The 19,964-nt window shown below is 49.6% G+C and carries 9 protein-coding genes and 2 pseudogenes; all 11 read right to left on the reverse strand.

Annotated elements, in window-relative coordinates; genetic code table 11:
- Positions 1 to 29 precede the first annotated feature (29 nt).
- The 11 genes and pseudogenes from ACO6V5_RS18070 to ACO6V5_RS18120 all read right to left on the reverse strand — a co-directional run bounded on the left by ACO6V5_RS18070 (position 30) and on the right by ACO6V5_RS18120 (position 19,846).
- Positions 30 to 2,219, reverse strand: coding sequence for a C2H2-type zinc finger protein (locus tag ACO6V5_RS18070; RefSeq protein WP_422492137.1), 2,190 nt, complete (start codon positions 2,217 to 2,219; stop codon positions 30 to 32).
- Positions 2,220 to 2,609: 390 nt separating this feature from the next.
- Complete coding sequence (locus ACO6V5_RS18075) at positions 2,610 to 2,933, reverse strand: C2H2-type zinc finger protein (protein WP_422492212.1); 324 nt, start codon at positions 2,931 to 2,933, stop codon at positions 2,610 to 2,612.
- 306 nt (positions 2,934 to 3,239) lie between these two features.
- Positions 3,240 to 3,512, reverse strand: a pseudogene (locus tag ACO6V5_RS18080) (C2H2-type zinc finger protein); the annotation flags it as partial.
- A 272-nt stretch (positions 3,513 to 3,784) separates the two neighbouring features.
- Positions 3,785 to 4,579 (reverse strand): annotated as a pseudogene (locus ACO6V5_RS18085) (C2H2-type zinc finger protein); the annotation flags it as partial.
- Between the two features lie 366 nt (positions 4,580 to 4,945).
- Positions 4,946 to 6,973 carry a C2H2-type zinc finger protein gene (locus ACO6V5_RS18090; RefSeq protein ID WP_422492138.1) on the reverse strand — a complete coding sequence of 676 codons (2,028 nt, stop codon included), beginning with the start codon at positions 6,971 to 6,973 and terminating at the stop codon, positions 4,946 to 4,948.
- Between the two features lie 391 nt (positions 6,974 to 7,364).
- Positions 7,365 to 9,311: a C2H2-type zinc finger protein gene (locus ACO6V5_RS18095; protein ID WP_422139573.1), complete on the reverse strand. Its 1,947-nt coding sequence runs from the start codon at positions 9,309 to 9,311 to the stop codon at positions 7,365 to 7,367.
- A 391-nt stretch (positions 9,312 to 9,702) separates the two neighbouring features.
- Complete coding sequence (locus ACO6V5_RS18100; RefSeq protein WP_422473373.1) at positions 9,703 to 11,973, reverse strand: C2H2-type zinc finger protein; 2,271 nt, start codon at positions 11,971 to 11,973, stop codon at positions 9,703 to 9,705.
- Between the two features lie 391 nt (positions 11,974 to 12,364).
- A complete protein-coding gene (locus ACO6V5_RS18105; protein WP_422413073.1) occupies positions 12,365 to 14,482 on the reverse strand; it encodes a C2H2-type zinc finger protein in 2,118 nt (705 codons plus the stop codon).
- Positions 14,483 to 14,855: 373 nt separating this feature from the next.
- On the reverse strand, positions 14,856 to 16,235 hold the full coding sequence (locus ACO6V5_RS18110) for a C2H2-type zinc finger protein (protein ID WP_422140063.1): 1,380 nt from the start codon (positions 16,233 to 16,235) through the stop codon (positions 14,856 to 14,858).
- 390 nt (positions 16,236 to 16,625) lie between these two features.
- Positions 16,626 to 18,077, reverse strand: a complete 1,452-nt coding sequence (locus ACO6V5_RS18115) for a C2H2-type zinc finger protein (protein ID WP_422136382.1) — start codon at positions 18,075 to 18,077, stop codon at positions 16,626 to 16,628.
- A 392-nt stretch (positions 18,078 to 18,469) separates the two neighbouring features.
- Positions 18,470 to 19,846, reverse strand: coding sequence for a C2H2-type zinc finger protein (locus tag ACO6V5_RS18120; RefSeq protein WP_422413075.1), 1,377 nt, complete (start codon positions 19,844 to 19,846; stop codon positions 18,470 to 18,472).
- Positions 19,847 to 19,964: the final 118 nt, after the last annotated feature.

The following is a 19,964-nucleotide window of genomic DNA, read 5'->3' on the forward strand; positions in this document are numbered from 1 at the left end:
TTCCCTCTTAACCCTGAGACAAGCAGAAATCAATCACTTGACTTTGCATCTTCAAGCTTTCGTTTCCGGTGTTGCCTTCTGTGATTCGACAGAGCCTGAATGTTTGGCAGTAGCGCCTGGCACTCAGGGCAGGTTTGCTCTCCGCTGTGATCTTTTCTTTTGTGAACCCACATGGCTTGAGCATTTGGCAGGGGCTTCTGGCACTCAGGACAGGTTTGTTCTCCGGTGTGATATTTTCTTTTGTGATCCCACAGAGCTTGAGCGTGTTGCAGGGTCTTCAGGCACTTAGGGCAGGTTTGCTCTCCGGTGTGATATTGACTTTTGTGAACCGACAGGGCTTGAGCGTGTGGCAGGGTCGTCTGGCACTCAGGGCAGGTTTGTTCTCCGGTGTGATATCGACTTTTGTGATCCGACAGGGCTTTCGCGTTTGGCAGGGGCTTCTGGCACTCAGGGCAGGTTTGCTCTCCGCTGTGATATCGAGTTTTGTGATCCGACAAAGCTTTTGCGTTTGGCAGGGTCTTCTGGCACTCAAGGCAGGTTTGCTCTCCGCTGTGTTCTTTTCTTCTATGATTCGACAGGGCTTGGGCGTGTGGCAGGGTCGTCTGGCACTCAGGGCAGGTTTGCTCTCCGGTGTGATATTTTCTTTTGTGATCCGACAGGGCTTGAGCGTTTGGCAGGGTCTTCTGGCATTCAGGGCAGGTTTGCTCTCCTCTGTGATATCGACTTTTGTGATCCGACAGGGCTTTCGCGTTTGGCAGGGGCTTCTGGCACTCAGGGCAGGTTTGCTCTCCGCTGTGATATCGAGTTTTGTGATCCGACAAAGCTTTTGCGTTTGGCAGGGTCTTCTGGCACTCAAGGCAGGTTTGCTCTCCGCTGTGTTCTTTTCTTCTATGATTCGACAGGGCTTGGGCGTGTGGCAGGGTCGTCTGGCACTCAGGGCAGGTTTGCTCTCCGGTGTGATATTTTCTTTTGTGATCCGACAGGGCTTGAGCGTTTGGCAGGGTCTTCTGGCATTCAGGGCAGGTTTGCTCTCCTCTGTGATATCGACTTTTGTGCTCCGACAGAGCTTGAACGTTTGGCAGGGTCTTCTGGCATCCAAGGCAGGTTTGCTCTCCGCTGTGTTCTTTTCTTCTATGATTCGACAGGGCTTGGGCGTGTGGCAGGGTCGTCTGGCACTCAGGGCAGGTTTGCTCTCCGGTGTGTTCTTTTCTTTTGTGAACCGAAAGGGCTAGAGTGTTTGCCAGAGTCTTCTGGCACTCACGGCAGGTTTGTTCTCCGGTGTGGTATTTTCTTTTATGATCCCACAGGGCTTGAGTGTTTGGCAGGGTCTTCTGGCACTCAGGGCAGTTTTGCTCTCCGGTGTGTTCTTTTCTTTTGTGAACCGCCAGGGCTTGAGCGTTTGGCAGGGTCTTCTGGCACCCAGGGCAGGTTTGCTTTCCAGTGTGTTCTTTTCTTTTGTGAACCCACAGGGCTTGAGTGTTTGGCAGGGTCTTCTGGCATTCAGGGCAGGTTTTCTCTCCGGTGTGATATTGACTTTTGTGAGCCGACAGGGCATGACTGTTTGCCAAGGTCTTCTGGCACTCAGGGCAGTTTTGCTCTCCGGTGTGTTCTTTTCTTTTATGAACCGCCAGGGCTTGAACGTTTGGCAGTGTCTTCTGGCAATCAGGGCAGATTCGTTCTCCGGTGTGATATTGGCTTTTGTGATTGCACAACGAATTTTGAGAGCTAAGTGATTTTTCACAGCCGGGGTGATCACATCGGTATTTTTTGGAGCCTGCCTTCCTTTGTTTTTTCGCAGGTGGTGGTTTTAATTTTAATGACGCACAGGTTGTGCTGTCAGCTCCTGAGACGACTGTCAAACTTTCAGCAGAATGGCTTTCCGAGCCAGATTCCTGATCGCCTGTTTGCAAATAGACATCGCAAGCGAAAGAGTCATCTGAGGTTGAACGACACCGGGTACTTTTGGAAGGAGCGTAGATACAGACTCTCTGTTGATTACAACAGGGCTGTTCATGGCAATTCTTGTCAAAGCTATGTCGTGAGTCAGTGGGCCGACCCGAATTTTCATCATTATGGTCGTTGTCGTATAAATAATGTGATTTTTCTGAATGTCTATTGAACGACTGACCATGATCCTCTGACTCTGTTATCCGTGAATAGTTACCGCCGCCCGTTCCGTACATCAAAGTGATGATCATGTGTGATGGTTCGTTTTGCATCAGCCTCCCATCGGTCATTGGCATTGCAGTTAATAGGCCCGGCTCAGTTTTTATAGAAAAACTCTGGCTTGTCGAAGCCTCATTCTGATCAGCCTCAACGATAAAACCATAAGTCTGTGGCTCAACCGGGCAGACGAAAGGCAAAAAGGCCAATACGTGCGAGAGTAGACTTTTAATGGTTCTATCCTTTTTTCCGGGGATAGGAGCAGTGAGGATAGACGATAGGAACTTTGGGAGTTTTACAATGTTGGCAAGCTCTATGGCCTTCCATGTCTTTTTGTCATCGGTTAACCGCCGCTGGTGGTAGACAGATAGACGTGATCATTGCACTTCAGATCATACCCAAACGTGTACAGTGCCTTTCCCTCTTAACCCTGAGACAAGCAGAAATCAATCACTTGACTTTGCATCTTCAAGCTTTCGTTTCCGGTGTAGCCTTCTGTGATTCGACAGAGCCTGATTGTTTGGCAGTAGCGCCTGGCGCTCAGGGCAGGTTTGTTCTCCGGTGCGATATTTTCTTCTGTGAGCCGAAAGGGCTTTCGCGTTTGGCAGAGTCTTCTGGCACTCAAGGCAAGTTTGTTCTCCGGTGTGATATTGACTTTTGTGAACCGACAGGGCTTGAGCGTTTGGCAGGGTCTTCTGGCACTCAGGGCAGGTTTGCTTTCCGGTGTGATCTTTTCTTTTGTGATTCGACAGGGCTAGAGTATTTGGCAAGGTCTCCTGACATTCAGGGCAGGTTCGCTCTCCGGTGTGTTCTTTTCTTTTGTGATTCGACAGGGCTTGGACATTTGGCAGGGGCTTCTGGCACTCAGGGCAGGTTTGCTCTCCGGTGTGTTCTTTCCTTTTGTGAACCGACAGCGCTTTCGCATTTCGCAGGATCTTCTGGCACTCAGGGCAGGTTGGCTCTCCGGTGTGATATTGACTTTTGTGAGCCGACAGGGCTTGAGCGTTTGGCAGGGGCTTCTGGCACTCAGAGCAGGTTTGCTCTCCGGTGTGATCTTTTCTTTTGTGAACTGACAGGGCCTGAAGGTTTGCAAAGGTCTTCTGGCACTCAGGACAGGTTTGCTCTCCCGTGTGATATCGACTTTTGTGAACTGACAGGGCTTTCGCGTTTGGCAAAGTCTTCTGGCACTCAGGGCAGGTTTTCTCTCCGCTGTGATCTTTTCTTTTGTGAGCCGCCAGGGCTTGAGCGTTTGGCAGGGTCTTCTGGCACCCAGGGCAGTTTGCTTTCCGGTGTGATCTTTTCTTTTGTGATCCCACAGGGCTTGAGTGTTTGGCAGGGTCTTCTGGCATTCAGGGCAGGTTTTCTCTCCGCTGTGATATTGACTTTTGTGAGCCGACAGGGCCTGACTGTTTGCCAAGGTCTTCTGGCACTCAGGGCAGTTTTGCTCTCCGGTGTGTTCTCTTCTTTTGTGAACCGCCAGGGCTTGAGCGTTTGACAGGGTCTTCTGGCACCCAGGGCAGGTTTGCTTTCCGGTGTGCTCTTTTCTTTTGTGAACCCACAGGGCTTGAGTGTTTGGCAGGGTCTTCTGGCATTCAGGGCAGGTTTTCTCTCCGCTGTGATATCGACTTTTGTGATACGACAGGGCTTGAGCGCTTGCCAGGGTCTTCTGGCACTCAGGGCAGTTTTGCTCTCCGGTGTGTTCTTTTCTTTTGTGAACCGCCAGGGCTTGAGCGTTTGCCAGGGTCTTCTGGCACTCAGGGCAGGTTTTCTCTCCGGTGTGATCTTTTCTTTTGTGAACCGTCAGGGCATAAGCGTTTGGCAGGGACTTCTGGCAATCAGTGCAGGTTCGTTCTCCGGTGTGATATTGACTTTTGTGATTGCACAACGAGTTTTGAGAGCTAAGTGATTTTTCACAGCCGGGGTGATCACATCGGTATTTTTTGGAGCCTGCGTTCCTTTGTTTTTTCGCAGGTGGTGGTTTTAATTTTAATGACACACCGGTTGTGCTGTCAGCTTCTGAGACAACTGTCGGTGCTTCAGCAGGATGGCTTACCGGGCCAGATTCCTGATCGCCTGCTTGCAAATAGACCTCGCAAGCGAAAGAGTCATCTGTGGTTGAACGACACCGGGTACTTTTGGAAGGAGCGTAGATACAGACTCTCTGTTGATTACAACAGGGCTGTTCATGGCAATTCTTGTCAAAGCTATGTCGTGAGTCAGTGGGCCGACCCGAATTTTCATCATTATGGTCGTTGTCGTATAAATAATGTGATTTTTCTGAATGTCTATTGAACGACTGACCATGATCCTCTGACTCTGTTATCCGTGAATAGTTACCGCCGCCCGTTCCGTACATCAAAGTGATGATCATGTGTGATGGTTCGTTTTGCATCAGCCTCCCATCGGTCATTGGCATTGCAGTTAATAGGCCCGGCTCAGTTTTTATAGAAAAACTCTGGCTTGTCGAAGCCTCATTCTGATCAGCCTCAACGATAAAACCATAAGTCTGTGGCTCAACCGGGCAGACGAAAGGCAAAAAGGCCAATACGTGCGAGAGTAGACTTTTAATGGTTCTATCCTTTTTTCCGGGGATAGGAGCAGTGAGGATAGACGATAGGAACTTTGGGAGTTTTACAATGTTGGCAAGCTCTATGGCCTTCCATGTCTTTTTGTCATCGGTTAACCGCCTCTGGTGATAGACAGATAGACGTGAGCATTGCACTTCAGATCATACCCAAACGTGTACAGTGCCTTTCCCTCTTAACCCTGAGACAAGCAGAAATCAATCACTTGACTTTGCATCTTCAAGCTTTCGTTTCCGGTGTTGCCTTCTGTGATTCGACAGAGCCTGAATGTTTGGCAGTAGCGCCTGGCACTCAGGGCAGGTTTGCTCTCCGGTGTGATATTTTCTTTTGTGATCCGACAGGGCTTGAGCGTTTGGCAGGGTCTTCTGGCATTCAGGGCAGGTTTGCTCTCCTCTGTGATATCGACTTTTGTGCTCCGACAGAGCTTGAACGTTTGGCAGGGTCTTCTGGCATCCAAGGCAGGTTTGCTCTCCGCTGTGTTCTTTTCTTCTATGATTCGACAGGGCTTGGGCGTGTGGCAGGGTCGTCTGGCACTCAGGGCAGGTTTGCTCTCCGGTGTGATCTTTTCTTTTGTGAACCGAAAGGGCTTGATTGTTTGGCAGAGTCTTCTGACACTCATGGCAGGTTTGCTCTCCTCTGTGATATCGACTTTTGTGCTCCGACAGAGCTTGATGGTTTGGCAGGAGCTTCTGGCACCTAGAGCAAGTTTGCCCTACGGTGTGATATTTTCTTTTGTGAGTCGACAGGGCTTGAGCGTGTGGCAGTCTCGTCTGGCATTCAGGGCAGGTTTGCTCTCCGCTGTGTTCTTTTCTTTTGTGACTCGAGAGGGCTAGAGTGTTTGCCAGAGTCTTCTGGCACTCAGGGCAAGTTCGCTCTCCGCTGTGATCTTTTCTTCTGTGAATCAACAGAGCTTGAGCGTTTGGCAGGGGCTTCTGGCACTCACGGCAGATTTGTTCTCCGGTGTGGTATTTTCTTTTATGATCCCACAGGGCTTGAGTGTTTGGCAGGGCCTTCTGGCATTCAGGGCAGGTTTTCTCTCCAGTGTGATACTGACTTTTGTGAGTCGAAAGAGCCTGACTATTTGCCAAGATCTTCTGGCACTCAGGGCAGGTTTGTTTTCCGGTGTGGTACTTTCTTTTATGATCCCACAGGGCTTGAGTGTTTGGTAGGGTCTTCTGGCATTCAGGGCAGGTTTTCTCTCCGCTGTGATATTGACTTTTGTGAGCCGACAGGGCCTGACTGTTTGCCAAGGTCTTCTGGCACTCAGGGCAGTTTTGCTCTCCGGTGTGCTCTCTTCTTTTGTGAACCGCCAGGGCTTGAGCGTTTGGCAGGGTCTTCTGGCACCCAGGGCAGGTTTGCTTTCCGGTGTGTTCTTTTCTTTTGTGAACCCACAGGGCTTGAGTGTTTGGCAGGGTCTTCTGGCATTCAGGGCAGGTTTTCTCTCCGGTGTGATATTGACTTTTGTGAGCCGACAGGGCAAGACTGTTTGCCAAGGTCTTCTGGCACTCAGGGCAGTTTTGCTCTCCGGTGTGTTCTTTTCTTTTATGAACCGACAGGGCTTGAGCGTTTGGCAGAGTCTTCTGGCACTCAGGGCAGGTTTTCTCTCCGGTATGATCTTTTCTTTTGTGAACCATCAGGGCTTGAGCGTTTGGCAGGGGCTTTTGGCAATCAGGGCAGGTTCGTTCTCCGGTGTGATATTGGCTTTTGTGATTGCACAACGAATTTTGAGAGCTAAGTGATTTTTCACAGCCGGGGTGATCACATCGGTATTTTTTGGAGCCTGCCTTCCTTTGTTTTTTCGCAGGTGGTGGTTTTAATTTTAATGACGCACAGGTTGTGCTGTCAGCTCCTGAGACGACTGTCAAACTTTCAGCAGAATGGCTTTCCGAGCCAGATTCCTGATCGCCTGTTTGCAAATAGACATCGCAAGCGAAAGAGTCATCTGAGGTTGAACGACACCGGATACTTTTGGAAGGAGCGTAGATACAGACTCTCTGTTGATTACAACAGGGCTGTTCATGGCAATTCTTGTCAAAGCTATGTCGTGAGTCAGTGGGCCGACCCGAATTTTCATCATTATGGTCGTTGTCGTATAAATAATGTGATTTTTCTGAATGTCTATTGAACGACTGACCATGATCCTCTGACTCTGTTATCCGTGAATAGTTACCGCCGCCCGTTCCGTACATCAAAGTGATGATCATGTGTGTTGGTTCGTTTTGCATCAGCCTCCCATCAGTCATTGGCATTGCAGTTAATAAGCCCGGCTCAGTTTTTATAGAAAAACTCTGGCTTGTTGAAGCCTCATTCTGATCAACCTCAACGATAAAACCATAAGTCTGTGGCTCAACCGGGCAGACGAAAGGCAAAAAGACCAATACGTGCGAGAGTAGACTTTTAATGGTTCTATCCTTTTTTTCCGGGGATAGGAGCACTGAGGATAGACGATAGGAAGGTTGGGAGTTTTTCAATGTTGGCAAGTTCTATTGCCTTTCATGTCTTTTTGTCATCGGTTAACCGCCGCTGGTGGTAGACAGATAGACGTGATCATTGCACTTCAGATCATACCCAAACGTGTGCAGTGCCTTTCTCCCTTAACCCTGAGACAAGCAGAAATCAATCACTTGACTTTGCATCTTCAAGTTTTCGTTTCCGGTGTTGTCTTTTGTGATTTACCAGAGCTTGAACGTTTGGCAGGATCTTCTGGCAATCAGAGCAGGTTTGCTCCCCAGTGTGTTCTTTTCTTTTGTGATTCGACAGGACTTGAGCGTTTGGCAGAGTCTTCTGGCACTCAGGGCAGATTTGCTCTCCGCTGTGATATCGACTTTTGTGCTCCGACAGAGCTTGATAGTTTGGCAGGAGCTTCTGGCACTCAGGGCAGGTTTGTTCTCCGGTGTGGTATTTTCTTTTATGACCCCACAGGGCTTGAGTGTTTGGCAGGGTCTTCTGGCAATCAGAGCAGGTTTGCTCCCCGGTGTGTTCTTTTCTTTTGTGAGTCGACAGGGCTTGAGCGTTTGGCAGGGTCTTCTGGCACTCAGGGCAGGTTTGTTCTCCGCTGTGATATCGACTTTTGTGAGTCGACAGGGCTTGAACGTTTGACAGGGTCTTCTGGCACTCCGGGCAGTTTTGCTCTCCGCTGTGTTCTTTTCTTTTGTGAGTCGACAGGGCTTGAGTGTTTGGCAAGGTCTTCTGGCAATCAGAGCAGGTTTGCTCCCCGGTGTGTTCTTTTCTTTTGTGATTCGCCAGGGCTTGAGCATTTGGCAGGGTCTTCTGGCACACAGGGCAGGTTTGCTCTCCGGTGTGATAATGACTTTTGTGAGCCGACAGAGCTTGAGCGTTTGACAGGGTCTTCTGGCACTCAGGGCAGATTTGCTCTCCGGTGTGCTCTTTTCTTCTATGATGCAACAGGGCTTGAGCGTGTGGCAGGGTCGTCTGGCATTCAGGGCAGGTTTGCTCTCCGCTGTGATGTTTGCTTCTGTGATTTGACAGGCCTTGAGCGCTTGCCAGGGTCTTCTGGCACTCAGGGCAGGTTTGCTCTCCGGTGTGCTCTTTTCTTTTGTGATTCGACAGGGCCTGAGGGTTTTTCAGAGTCTTCTGGCACTCAGGGCAGGTTTTCTCTCCGGTGTGATCTTTTCTTTTGTGAACCCACAGGGCTTGAGCGCTTGCCAGGGTCTTCTGGCACTCAGGGCAGGTTTGCTCTCTGGTGTGATATTTTCTTCTGTGAGCCGAAAGGGCTTTCGCGTTTGGCAGAGTCTTCTGGCACTCAAGGCAGGTTTGTTCTCCGGTGTGATATTGACTTTTGTGAACCGACAGGGCTCGAGCATGTGCCAAGTTCTTCTGGCACTCAGGGCAGGTTTGCTCTCCGCTGTGATATCGGCTTTTGTGATACGACAGGGCTTGAGCGCTTGGAAGGGTCTTCTGGCACTCAGGGCAGGTTTGTTCCCCGGTGTGATATTTTCTTCTATGATCCGAAAGGGTTTGAGCGTTTGGCAGGGTCGTCTGGCACTTGAGGCAGGTTCGTTCTCCGGTGTGATATTGGCTTTTGTGATTGCACAACGAGTTTTGTGAGCTAAGTGATTTTTCACAGCCGGGGTGATCACATCGGTATTTTTTGAAGCCTGCCTTCTTTTGTTTTTTCGCAGGTGGTGGATTTAATTTTAATGATGAACCGGTTGTGCTGTCAGCTCCTGAGACAACTGTCGGTGCTTCAGCAGGATGGCTTACCGGGCCAGATTCCTGATCGCCTGTTTGCAAATAGACATCGCAAGCGAAAGAGTCATCTGAGGTTGAACGACACCGGGTACTTTTAGAAGGAGCGTAGATACAGACTCTCTGTTGATTACAACAGGGCTGTTCATGGCAATTCTTGTCAAAGCTATGTCGGGAGTCAGTGGGCCGACCCGAATTTTCATCATTATGGTCGTTGTCGTATAAATAATGTGATTTTTCTCTATGTCTATTGAATGACTGGCCATGATCCTCTGACTCTGTTACCCGGGAATAGTTACCGCCGCCCGTTCCGTACATCAAAGTGATGATCATGTGTGAAGGTTCGTTTTGCATCAGCCTCCCATCAGTCATTGGCATTGCAGATAATAGGCCCGGCTCAGTTTTTACAGAAAAACTCTGGCTTGTCGAAGCCTGATTCTGATCAACCTCAACGATATAACGATAAGTCTGTGGCACAACCGGGCAGACGAAAGGCAAAAAGACCAATACGTACGAGAGTAGACTGTTAATGGTTCTATCCTTTGTTCTCTGGGGATAGGAGCAGTGAGGATAGACGATAGAAGTTTGGGGGCTTTACAATGTTGGCAAGCTCTATTGCCCTCCATGTCTTTTTTTCATCGGTTAACCGCCGCTGGTGGTAGACAGATAGACGTGAGCATTGCACTTCAGATCATACCCAAACGTGTACAGTGCCTTTCCCTCCTGAGCCTGTGACAAGCAGAAATCAATCACTTGACTTTGCATCTTCAAGCTTTCGTTTCCGGTGTTGTCTTCTGTGATTCGACAGAGCCTGATTGTTTGGCAGTAGCGCCTGGCACTCAGGGCAGGTTTGCTCTCCGCTGTGTTCTTTTCTTTTGTGAGTCGACAGGGCTTGAGCGCTTGCCAGGGTCTTCTGGCACTCAGGGCAGGTTTGCTCTCCGCTGTGTTCTTTTCTTTTGTGAGTCGACAGGGCTTGAGCGTGTGGCAGGGTCTTCCGGCACTCAGGGCAGGTTTGCTCTCCGCTGTGTTCTTTTCTTTTGTGAGTCGACAGGGCTTGAGCGTGTGGCAGGGTCTTCCGGCACTCAGGGCAGGTTTGCTCGCCACTGTGATATTGACTTTTGTGATTTACCAGAGCTTGAGAGTTTGGCAGTAGCTTCTGGCACTCAGGGCAAGTTTGCTCTCCTGTGTGTTCTTTTCTTTTGTGAGCCGAAAGGGCTTGAGGGTTTGGCAGAGTCTTCTGACACTCATGGCAGGTTTGCTCTCCTCTGTGATATCGACTTTTGTGCTCCGACAGAGCTTGAACGTTTGGCAGGGTCTTCTGGCACTCAAGGCAGGTTTGCTCTCCGCTGTGATCTTTTCTTTTGTGAGCCAACAGGACTTTCGCGTTTGGCAGGGGCTTCTGGCAATCAGGGCAGGTTTGCTCTCCGGTGTGATCTTTTCTTCTGTGAGCCGAAAGGGCTTTCGCGTTTGGCAGAGTCTTCTGGCACTCAAGGCAAGTTTGTTCTCCGGTGTGATATTGACTTTTGTGAACCGACAGGGCTTGAGCGTTTGGCAGGGTCTTCTGGCACTCAGGGCAGGTTTGCTTTCCGGTGTGATCTTTTCTTTTGTGATTCGACAGGGCTAGACTATTTGGCAAGGTCTCCTGGCATTCAGGGCAGGTTTGCTCTCCAGTGTGTGCTTTTCTTTTGTGATTCGACAGGGCTTTCGCGTTTGGCAGAGTCTTCTGGCACTCAGGGCAGGTTTGCTTTCCGGTGTGCTCTTTTCTTTTGTGATTCGACAGGGCTTGAGGGTTTGGCAGGTGCTTCTGGCACTCAGGGCAGGCTTTCTCTCCGGTGTGATCTTTTCTTCTGTGAGCCGAAAGGGCTTTCGCGTTTGGCAGAGTCTTCTGGCACTCAAGGCAGGTTTGTTCTCCGGTGTGATATTGACTTTTGTGAACCGACAGGGCTCGAGCATGTGCCAAGGTCTTCTGGCACTCAGGGCAGGTTTGCTCTCCGCTGTGATATCGGCTTTTGTGATTAGACAGGGCTTGAGCGCTTGCCAGGGTCTTCTGGCACTCAGGGCAGGTTTGCTCTCCGCTGTGATATCGGCTTTTGTGATTAAACAGGGCTTGAGCGCTTGCCAGGGTCGTCTGGCACTCAGGGCAGGTTTGCTCTCCGGTGTGATATCGACTTTTGTGATTCGACAGGGCTTGAGCGCTTGCCAGGGTCTTCTGGCACTCAGGACAGATTTTCTCTCCGGTGTGTTCTTTTCTTTTGTGAACCGCCAGGGCTTGAGCGTTTGGCAGGGGCTTCTGGCACTCAGGGCAGGTTTGCTTTCCGGTGTGATATCGAGTTTTGTGATCCGACAGGGCTTTTGCGTTTGCCAGGGTCTTCTGGCACTCAGGGCAGGTTTTCTCTCCGGTGTGATCTTTTCTTTTGTGAACCGTCAGGGCATAAGCGTTTGGCAGGGACTTCTGGCAATCAGTGCAGGTTCGTTCTCCGGTGTGATATTGACTTTTGTGATTGCACAACGAGTTTTGAGAGCTAAGTGATTTTTCACAGCCGGGGTGATCACATCGGTATTTTTTGGAGCCTGCGTTCCTTTGTTTTTTCGCAGGTGGTGGTTTTAATTTTAATGACGCACCGGTTGTGCTGTCAGCTTCTGAGACAACTGTCGGTGCTTCAGCAGGATGGCTTACCGGGCCAGATTCCTGATCGCCTGCTTGCAAATAGACATCGCAAGCGAAAGAGTCATCTGTGGTTGAACGACACCGGGTACTTTTGGAAGGAACGTAGATACAGACTCTCTGTTGATTACAGCAGGGCTGTTCATGGCAATTCTTGTCAAAGCTATGTCGGGAGTCAGTGGGCCGACCCGAATTTTCATCATTATGGTCGTTGTCGTATAAATAATGTGATTTTTCTGAATGTCTATTGAATGACTGACCATGATCCTCTGACTCTGTTACCCGGGAATAGTTATTGCCGCCCGTTCCGTACATCAAAGTGATGATCATGTGTGATGGTTCGTTTTGCATCAGCGTTCCATCAGTCATTGGCAATGCAGATAATAGGCCCGGCTCAGTTTTTATAGAAAAACTCTGGCTTGTTGAAGCCTCATTCTGATCAACCTCAACGATAAAACCATAAGTCTGTGGCTCAACCGGGCAGACGAAAGGCAAAAAGACCAATACGTGCGAGAGTAGACTTTTAATGGTTCTATCCTTTTTTTCAGGGGATAGGAGCAGTGAGGATAGACGATAGGAAGTTTGGGAGTTTTTCAATGTTGGCAAGCTCTATTGCCTTCCATGTCTTTTTGTCATCGGTTAACCGCCTCTGGTGATAGACAGATAGACCTGCGCATTGCACTTCAGATCATACCCAAACGTGTGCAGTGCCCTTCCCTCCTGAGCCTGTGACAAGCAGAAATCAATCACTTGACTTTGCATCTTCAAGCTTTCGTTTCCGGTGTTGTCTTTTGTGATTTACCAGAGCTTGAACGTTTGGCAGGATCTTCTGGCAATCAGAGCAGGTTTGCTCCCTGGTGTGTTCTTTTCTTTTGTGAGTCGACAGGAGTTGAGCGTTCGGCAGAGTCTTCTGGCACTCAGGGCAGGTTTGCTCTCCGCTGTGCTTTTTTCTTTTGTGAACCGACAGGGCTAGAGCGTGTGGCAGGGTCTTCTGGCACTCAGGGCAGGTTTTCTCTCCGGTGTGATATCGACTTTTGTGAACCGACAGGGCTCGAGCGTGTGGCAGGGTCTTCTGGCACTCAGGGCAGGTTTGCTCTCCACTGTGATATCGACTTTTGTGAACCGACAGGGCTCGAGCGTGTGGCAGGGTCTTCTGGCACTCAGGGCAGGTTTGCTCTCCACTGTGATATCGACTTTTGTGCTTCGACAGAGCTTGATGGTTTCGCAGGAGCTTCTGGCACTCAGAGCAAGTTTGCCCTCTGGTGTGATCTTTTCTTTTGTGTACCAACAGGGCCTGAGCGTTTGGCAGGGTCTTCTGGCACTCAGGGCAGGTTTGCTCTCCGGTGTGATATCGGCTTTTGTGAGTCGACAGGGCATAGGTGTGTGGCAGGGTCGTCTGGCATTCAGGGCAGGTTTGCTCTCCGCTGTGATATCGGCTTTTGTGAGTCGACAGGGCTTGAGCGCTTGCCAGGGTTTTCTGGCACTCAGGGCAGGTTTGCTCTCCGGTGTGTTCTCTTCTTTTGTGATTCGACAGGGCTAGAGTGTTTGGCAGGGTTTCCTGGCACTCAGGGCAAGTTTGCTCTCCGCTGTGATCTTTTCTTCTGTGAATCAACAGAGCTTGAGCGTTTGGCAGGGGCTTCTGGCACTCAGAGCAGGTTTGTTCTCCGGTGTGGTATTTTCTTTTATGATCCCACAGGGCTTGAGTGTTTGGCAGGGTCTTCTGGCATTCAGGGCAGGTTTTCTCTCCGGTGTGATATCGACTTTTGTGAGCCGACAGGGCCTGACTGTTTGCCAAGGTCTTCTGGCACTCAGGACAGGTTCGTTCTCCGGTGTGTTCTTTTCTTTTGTGAACCATCAGGGCTTTCACGTTTGGCAAGGGCTTCTGGCACTCAGGGCAGGTTTGCTCTCCGCTGTGATATCGACTTTTGTGAGTCGACAGGGCTGTCGAGTTTGACAGGGTCTTCTGGCATTCAGGGCAGGTTTGCCTTCCGGTGTGTTCCTTTCTTTTGTGAACCGACAGGGCTTGAGCGTTTGGCAGGGTCTTCTGGCACTCAGGACAGGTTTGCTCTCCGGTGTGATCTTTTCTTTTGTGAACCGACAGGGCTTGAGCGTTTGGCAGGGTCTTCTGGCACTCAGGACAGGTTTTCTCTCCGGTGTGATCTTTTCTTTTGTGAACCGACAGGGCTTGAGCGTTTGGCAGGGTCTTCTGGCACTCAGGACAGGTTCGTTCTCCGGTGTGATATTGACTTTTGTGATTGTACAATGAGGTTTGAGAGCCAAGTGATTTTTCACAGCCTGGGTAATCACATCGGTATTTTTTGGGGCCTGCTTTCCTTTGTTTTTTCGCAGGTGGTGGATTTAATTTTAATGACGCACCGGTTGTGCTGTTAGCTCCTGAGACGACTGTCAAACTTTCAGCAGAATGGCTTTCCGAGCCAGATTCCTGATCGCCTGTTTGCAAATAGACATCCCAAGTGAAAGAGTCATCTGAGGCTGAACGACACCGGGTACTTGTGGAAGGAGCGAAGATACAGACTCTTTGTTGATTACAACAGGGCTGTTCATGGCAATTTTTGTCAAGGCTATGTCGGGATTCGTTGGGCCGACCTGAATTTTCATCATTATGGTCATTGTCGTATAAATAATTTGATTTTTCTGAATGTCTATTGAATGACCGATCATGATCCTCTGACTCTGTTGTTCGGGTATAGTCAGTGCCGCCCGTTCCGTACATCAAAGTGATGATCTGAAGTTTGTTTCGCCGACAAGGTTTGTCATCGGGTAGCATACCTGAACCAGAATATCCGTTTGTGCTGACCATGTGTGATGGTTCGTTTTGTATCAGCCTCCCATCAGTCATTGGCATTGCAGTTAATAGGCCCGGCTCAGTTTTTATAGAAAAACTCTGGTTTGTCAAAGCCTGATTCTGATCAACCTCAATGATAAAACGATAAGTCTGTGACACAACCGGGCAGACGAAAGGCAAAAAGACCAACACGTATGAGAGTAGACTGTTAATGGTTCTATCCTTTGTTTTCCGGGGATAGGAGCAGTGAGGATAGACGATAGAAGTTTGGGAGCTTTTCAATCTTGGCAAGCTCTATTGCCCTCCATGTCTTTTTGTCATCGTTTAAGCCCCGCAGGTGATAGACAGATAGACGTGGGCATTGCACTTCAGATCATACTCAAACGTGTGCAGTGCCTTTCCCTCCTGGCCCTGAGACAAGCAGAAATCAATCACTTGACTTTGCATCTTCAAGCTTTCGCTTCCGGTGTTGTCTTTTGTGATTTGACAGAGCGCCGGAGTTTGGCAGGATTTTTTGGCACTCAAGGCAGGTTTGCTCTCCTCTGTGAAATTGACTTTTGTGGCCCGACAGGGCTTGAGCGCTTGGCAGAGACTTCTGGCACTCGGGACAAGTTTGCACCCCGGTGTGATATTGATTTTTGTGAACCCACAGGGCTTGAGCGCTTGCCAGGGTCTTCTGGCACTCAGGGCAGGTTTGCTCTCCGGTGTGTTCTTTTCTTTTGTGATTCGACAGGGCTTGAGCGCTTGCCAGGGTTTTCTGGCACTCAGGGCAAGTTTGCTCTCCGGTGTGATATTGACTCTTGTGAGACGACAGAGCTTGAGCGTTTGGCAGGGTCTTCTGGCACCTAGGGCAGGTTTGCTCCCCGGTGTGATCTTTTCTTCTATGATTCGACAGGGCTTGAGCGCTTGCCAGGGTCTTCTGGCACTCAGGGCAGGTTTGCTCTCCGGTGTGTTCTTTTCTTTTGTGATTCGACAGGGCTAGAGTGTTTGGCAGGGTCTCCTGGCACTCAGGGCAGGTTTGTTCTCCGGTGTGTTCTTTTCTTTTGTGAGTTGACAGAGCTTGAGCGCTTGGCAGGGTCTTCTGGCATTCAGGGCAGGTTTGCTCTCCGGTGTGATATTGACTCATGTGAGCCGACAGGGCTTGAGCGTTTGGCAGGGGCTTCTGGCACTCAGGGCAGGTTTGCTCTCCGCTGTGATCTTTTCTTTTGTGAACCGTCAGGGCATAAGCGTTTGGCAGGGGCTTCTGGCAATCAGGGCAGGTTCGTTCTCCGGTGTGATATTGACTTTTGTGATTGTTCAACGAGGCTTGAGAGCTAAATGATTTTTCACAGCCGGGGTGATCACATCGGTATTGTTTGAAGCCTGCCTTCTTTTGTTTTTTCGCAGGTGGTGGTTTTAATTTTAATGACGCACCGGTTGTGCTGTCAGCTCCTGAGACAACTATCGGTGCTTCAGCAGTATGGCTTACCGGGCCAGATTCCTGATCGCCTGTTTGCAAATAGACACCGCAAGCGAAAGAGTCATCTGAGGTTGAACGACACCGGTTACTTTTGGAAGGAGCATAGATACAGACTCTCTGTTGATTACAACAGGGCTGTTCATGGCAATTCTTGTCAAAGCTATGTCGGGAGTCAGTGGGCCGACCCGAATTTTCATCATTATTGTCGTTGTCGTATAAATAGTGTGATTTTTCTGAATGTCTATTGAATGACTGACCATGATCCTCTGACTCTGTTGTCTGGGAGTAGTTACCCCCGCCCGTTCCTTTCATCAAAGTGATGATCATGTGTGATGGTTCGTTTTGCATCAGCCTATCATCAGCCATTGGCATTGCAGTGAATAGGCCTGGCTCAGTTTTTATAGAAAAACTCTGGCTTGTCGAAGCCTGATTCTGATCAACCTCAACGATAAAACGATAAGTCTGTGGCATAACCGGGCAGACGAAAGGCAAAAAGACCAATACGTGCGAGAGTAGACTGTTAATGGTTCTATCCTTTTTTTCCGGGGATAGGAGCAATGAGGATAGACGATAGAAGTTTGGGAGCTTTTCAATGTTGGCAAGCTCTAGTGCCTTCCATGTCTTTTTGTCGTTGGTTAACCACCGCTGGTGATAGACAGGTAGACCTGCGCATTGCACTTCAGATCATACCCAAACGTGTGCAGTGCCCTTCCCTCCTGAGACTGTGACAAGCAGAAATCAATCACTTGACTTTGCTCCATCAAGCTTTCGTTTCCGGTGTTGCCTTTTGTGATTCGACAGGGCTAGAGCGTTTGGCAGGGTCTTCTGGCACTCAGGGCAGGTTTGCTCTCCAGTGTGATCTTTTCTCCTGTGACCCGAAAGGGCTTTCGCGTTTGGCAGAGTCTTCTGACACTCAAGGCAGGTTTGTTCTCCGGTGTGATATTGACTTTTGTGAACCGACAGGGAATTGGCATTTGACAGGGTCTTCTGGCACTCAGGGCAAGTTTGCTCTCCGGTGTGTTCTTTTCTTTTGTGCTCCGACAGAGCTTGAGGGTCTGGCAGGAGCCTCTGGCACTCAGGGCAAGTTTGCCCTCCGATGTGTTCTTTTCTTTTGTGAGCCGACAGAACTTTCGCGTTTGGCAGGGTCTTCTGGCAGTCAAGGCAGGTTTGTTCTCCGGTGTGATATAGACTTCTGTGAACCGTTAGGGCTTGAGCGTTTGGCAGGGTCTTCTGGCACCCAGGGCAGGTTTGCTTTCCGGTGTGATCTTTTCTTTTGTGAACCCACAGGGCTTGAGCGTTCGGCAGAGTCTCCAGGCATTCAGGGCAGGTTTGCTTTCCGGTGTGATCTTTTTTTTTGTGAGCCCACAGGGCTTGAGCGTTTGGCAGAGGCCTCTGGCATTCAGTGCAGGTTTTCTCTCCGCTGTGATATTGACTTTTGTGATTCGACAGGGCTTGAGCGTTTGGCAGGGTCTTCTGGCACTCAGGGCAGGTTTGCTCTCCGGTGTGATCTTTTCTTTTGTGAGCCCTCAGGGCATAAGCGTTTGGCAGGGGCTTCTGGCACTCAGGACAGGTTCGTTCTCCGGTGTGATATTGACTTTTGTGATTGTACAATGAGGTTTGAGAGCCAAGTGATTTTTCACAGCCGGGGCGCTCACATCGGTATTTTTTGGAGTCTGCCTCCCTTTGTTTTTTCGCAGGTGGTGGATTTAATTTTAATGAAGCACCGGTGGTGCTGTCAGCTCCTGAGACAACTGTCGGACCTTCAGCAAGATGGCTGACCGGACCGGATTCCTGATCGCCTTTTTGCAAATAGACATCGCAAGCGAAAGAGTCATCTGAGGTTGAACGACACCGGGTAATCGTGGAAGGAGCCAAGATACAGACTCCTTGTTGATTACAACAGGGCTGTTCATGACAATTTTTGTCAAAGCTATGCCGGGAGTCAGTGGGCTGACCCGAATTTTCATCATTATGGTCGTTGTCGTATAAATAATGTAATTTTTCTGAATGTCTATTGAATGACTGACCATGATCCTCTGACCCTGTTGTCCCGGAATAGTTACCGCTGCCCGTTCCGTACATCAAAGTGATCATCTGAAGTTTATTTCGCCTGGAAGGCTTGTCATCGGGTAGCATGCCTAACCCCGAATATCCGTTTGTGCTGATCATGTGTGATGGTTCGTTTTGCATCAGCCTTCCATCAGTCATTGGCATTGCAGTTAATAGGCCCGGCTCAGTTTTTATAGAAAAACTCTGGCTTGTCAAAGCCTCATTCTGATCAACCTCAACGATAAAACGATAAGTCTGTGGCTCACCCGGACAGACGAAAGGCAAAAAGACCAATACGTGCGAGAGGAGACTTTTAATGGTTCAATCCTTTTTTTACCGGGGATAGGAGCAGTGAGGATAGACGATAGGAAGTTTGGGAGTTTTTCAATGTTGGCAAGCTCTATTGCCTTTCATGTCTTTATGTCGTCGGTTAACCGCCGCTGCTGATAGACAGATAGACCTGAGCATTGTACTTCAGATCATGCCCAAACGTGTGCAGTGCTCTTCCCTCCTGAGACTGTGACAAGCAGAAATCAATCACTTGACTCTGTACCATCAAGCTTTCGTTTCCGGTGTAGCCTTCTGTGATTCAATAGGGCTTGAGCGTGTGGCAGGGTCTTCAGGCACTCAGGGCAGGTTTTCTCTCCGGTGTGATATTGACTTTTGTGAACCGACAGGGCATGAGCGTGTGCCAGGGTCGTCTGGCACTCAGGGCAGGTTTGCCCCCCGCTGTGATCTTTTCTTTTGTGAACCGACAGGGCTTGAGCGTGTGCCAGGGTCGTCTGGCACTCAGGGCAGATTTTCTCTCCTGTGTGATATTGACTTTTGTGAACCGACAGAGCATGAGCGTGTGCCAAGGTCGTCTGGCACTCAGGGCAGGTTTGTTCTCCGGTGTGATATCGACTTTTGTGATCCGACAGGGCTTGAGCGTGTAACAGGCTCGTCTGGCACTCAGGGCAGGTTTGCTCGCCAGTGTGATATCGACTTTTGTGAGCCGACAGGGCATTCGCATTTGGCAGGGTCTTCTGGCACACAGGGCAGGTTTTCTCTCCGGTGTGATCTTTTCTTTTGTGAAACGCCAGGGCTTGAGCGTTTCGCTGAGGCTTCTGGCACTCAGGACAGGTTTTCTCTCCGGTGTGATATTGACTTTTGTGAGTCAACAGGGATTGAATGTTTGCAAAGGTCTTCTGGCACTCAGGGCAGGTTTGCTGTCCGGTGTGATCTTTTCTTTTGTGGACCACCAGGGCTTGAGCGTTTGGCAGGGGTTTCTGGCACTCTGGACAGGTTCGTTTTCCGGTGTGATATTGACTTTTGTGATTGTACAACGAGGTTCGAGAGCCAAGTGATTTTTCACAGCCGGGGTAATCACATCGGTATTTTTTGGAGCCTGCCTTCCTTTGTTTTTTCGCAGGTGGTGGATTTAATTTTAATAATGAACCGGTTGTGCTGTCAGCTCCTGAGACAACTGTCAGACCTTCAGCAGGATGGCTTACCGGGCCAGATTCCTGATCGCCTGTTCGCAAATAGACATCTGTTGTGCAAGTGAAAGAGTCATCTGAGGCTGAACGACATCGGGTAATTGCGGAAGGAGCGAAGATACAGACTCCTTGTTGATTACAACAGGGCTGTTCATGGCAATTTTTGTCAAGGCTATGCCGGGAGTCGGTGGGCCGACCCGAATTTTCATCATTGTGGTCGTTGTCGTATAGATAATGCGGTTTTTCTGAATGTCTATTGAATGACTGACCATGATCCTCTGGCCCCGTTTTCCGGGAATAGTTACCGCCGCCCGTTCCGTACATCAAAGTGATGATCTGAAGTTTGTTTCGCCGACAGGGTTTGTCATCGGGTAGCATACCTGACCCCGAATATCCGTTTGTGCTGATCATGAGTGATGGTTCGTTTTGCATCAGCCTCCCATCAGTCATTGGCATTGCAGTTAATAGGCCCGGCTCAGTTTCTATAGAAAAACTCTGGCTTGTCGAAGCCTCATTCTGATCAACCTCAACGATAAAACCATAAGTCTGT

This window comes from Endozoicomonas sp. ALD068 (assembly GCF_049310145.1).
In the GTDB taxonomy this organism is placed as follows: Bacteria; Pseudomonadota; Gammaproteobacteria; order Pseudomonadales; family Endozoicomonadaceae; genus Endozoicomonas_A.

Excerpts from the sequence above, each read along its gene's own strand:
- ACO6V5_RS18105 (WP_422413073.1), bottom strand. The coding sequence starts at position 14,482 with ATGACTGATGGGAGGCTGATACAAAACGAACCATCACACATGGTCAGC.
- ACO6V5_RS18115 (WP_422136382.1), bottom strand. The coding sequence starts at position 18,077 with ATGCAAAACGAACCATCACACATGATCAGCACAAACGGATATTCGGGG.
- ACO6V5_RS18120 (WP_422413075.1), bottom strand. The coding sequence starts at position 19,846 with ATGCAAAACGAACCATCACTCATGATCAGCACAAACGGATATTCGGGG.
- ACO6V5_RS18090 (WP_422492138.1), bottom strand. The coding sequence starts at position 6,973 with ATGCAAAACGAACCAACACACATGATCATCACTTTGATGTACGGAACG.
- ACO6V5_RS18070 (WP_422492137.1), bottom strand. The coding sequence starts at position 2,219 with ATGCAAAACGAACCATCACACATGATCATCACTTTGATGTACGGAACG.
- ACO6V5_RS18095 (WP_422139573.1), bottom strand. The coding sequence starts at position 9,311 with ATGCAAAACGAACCTTCACACATGATCATCACTTTGATGTACGGAACG.
- ACO6V5_RS18100 (WP_422473373.1), bottom strand. The coding sequence starts at position 11,973 with ATGCAAAACGAACCATCACACATGATCATCACTTTGATGTACGGAACG.
- ACO6V5_RS18110 (WP_422140063.1), bottom strand. The coding sequence starts at position 16,235 with ATGCAAAACGAACCATCACACATGATCATCACTTTGATGAAAGGAACG.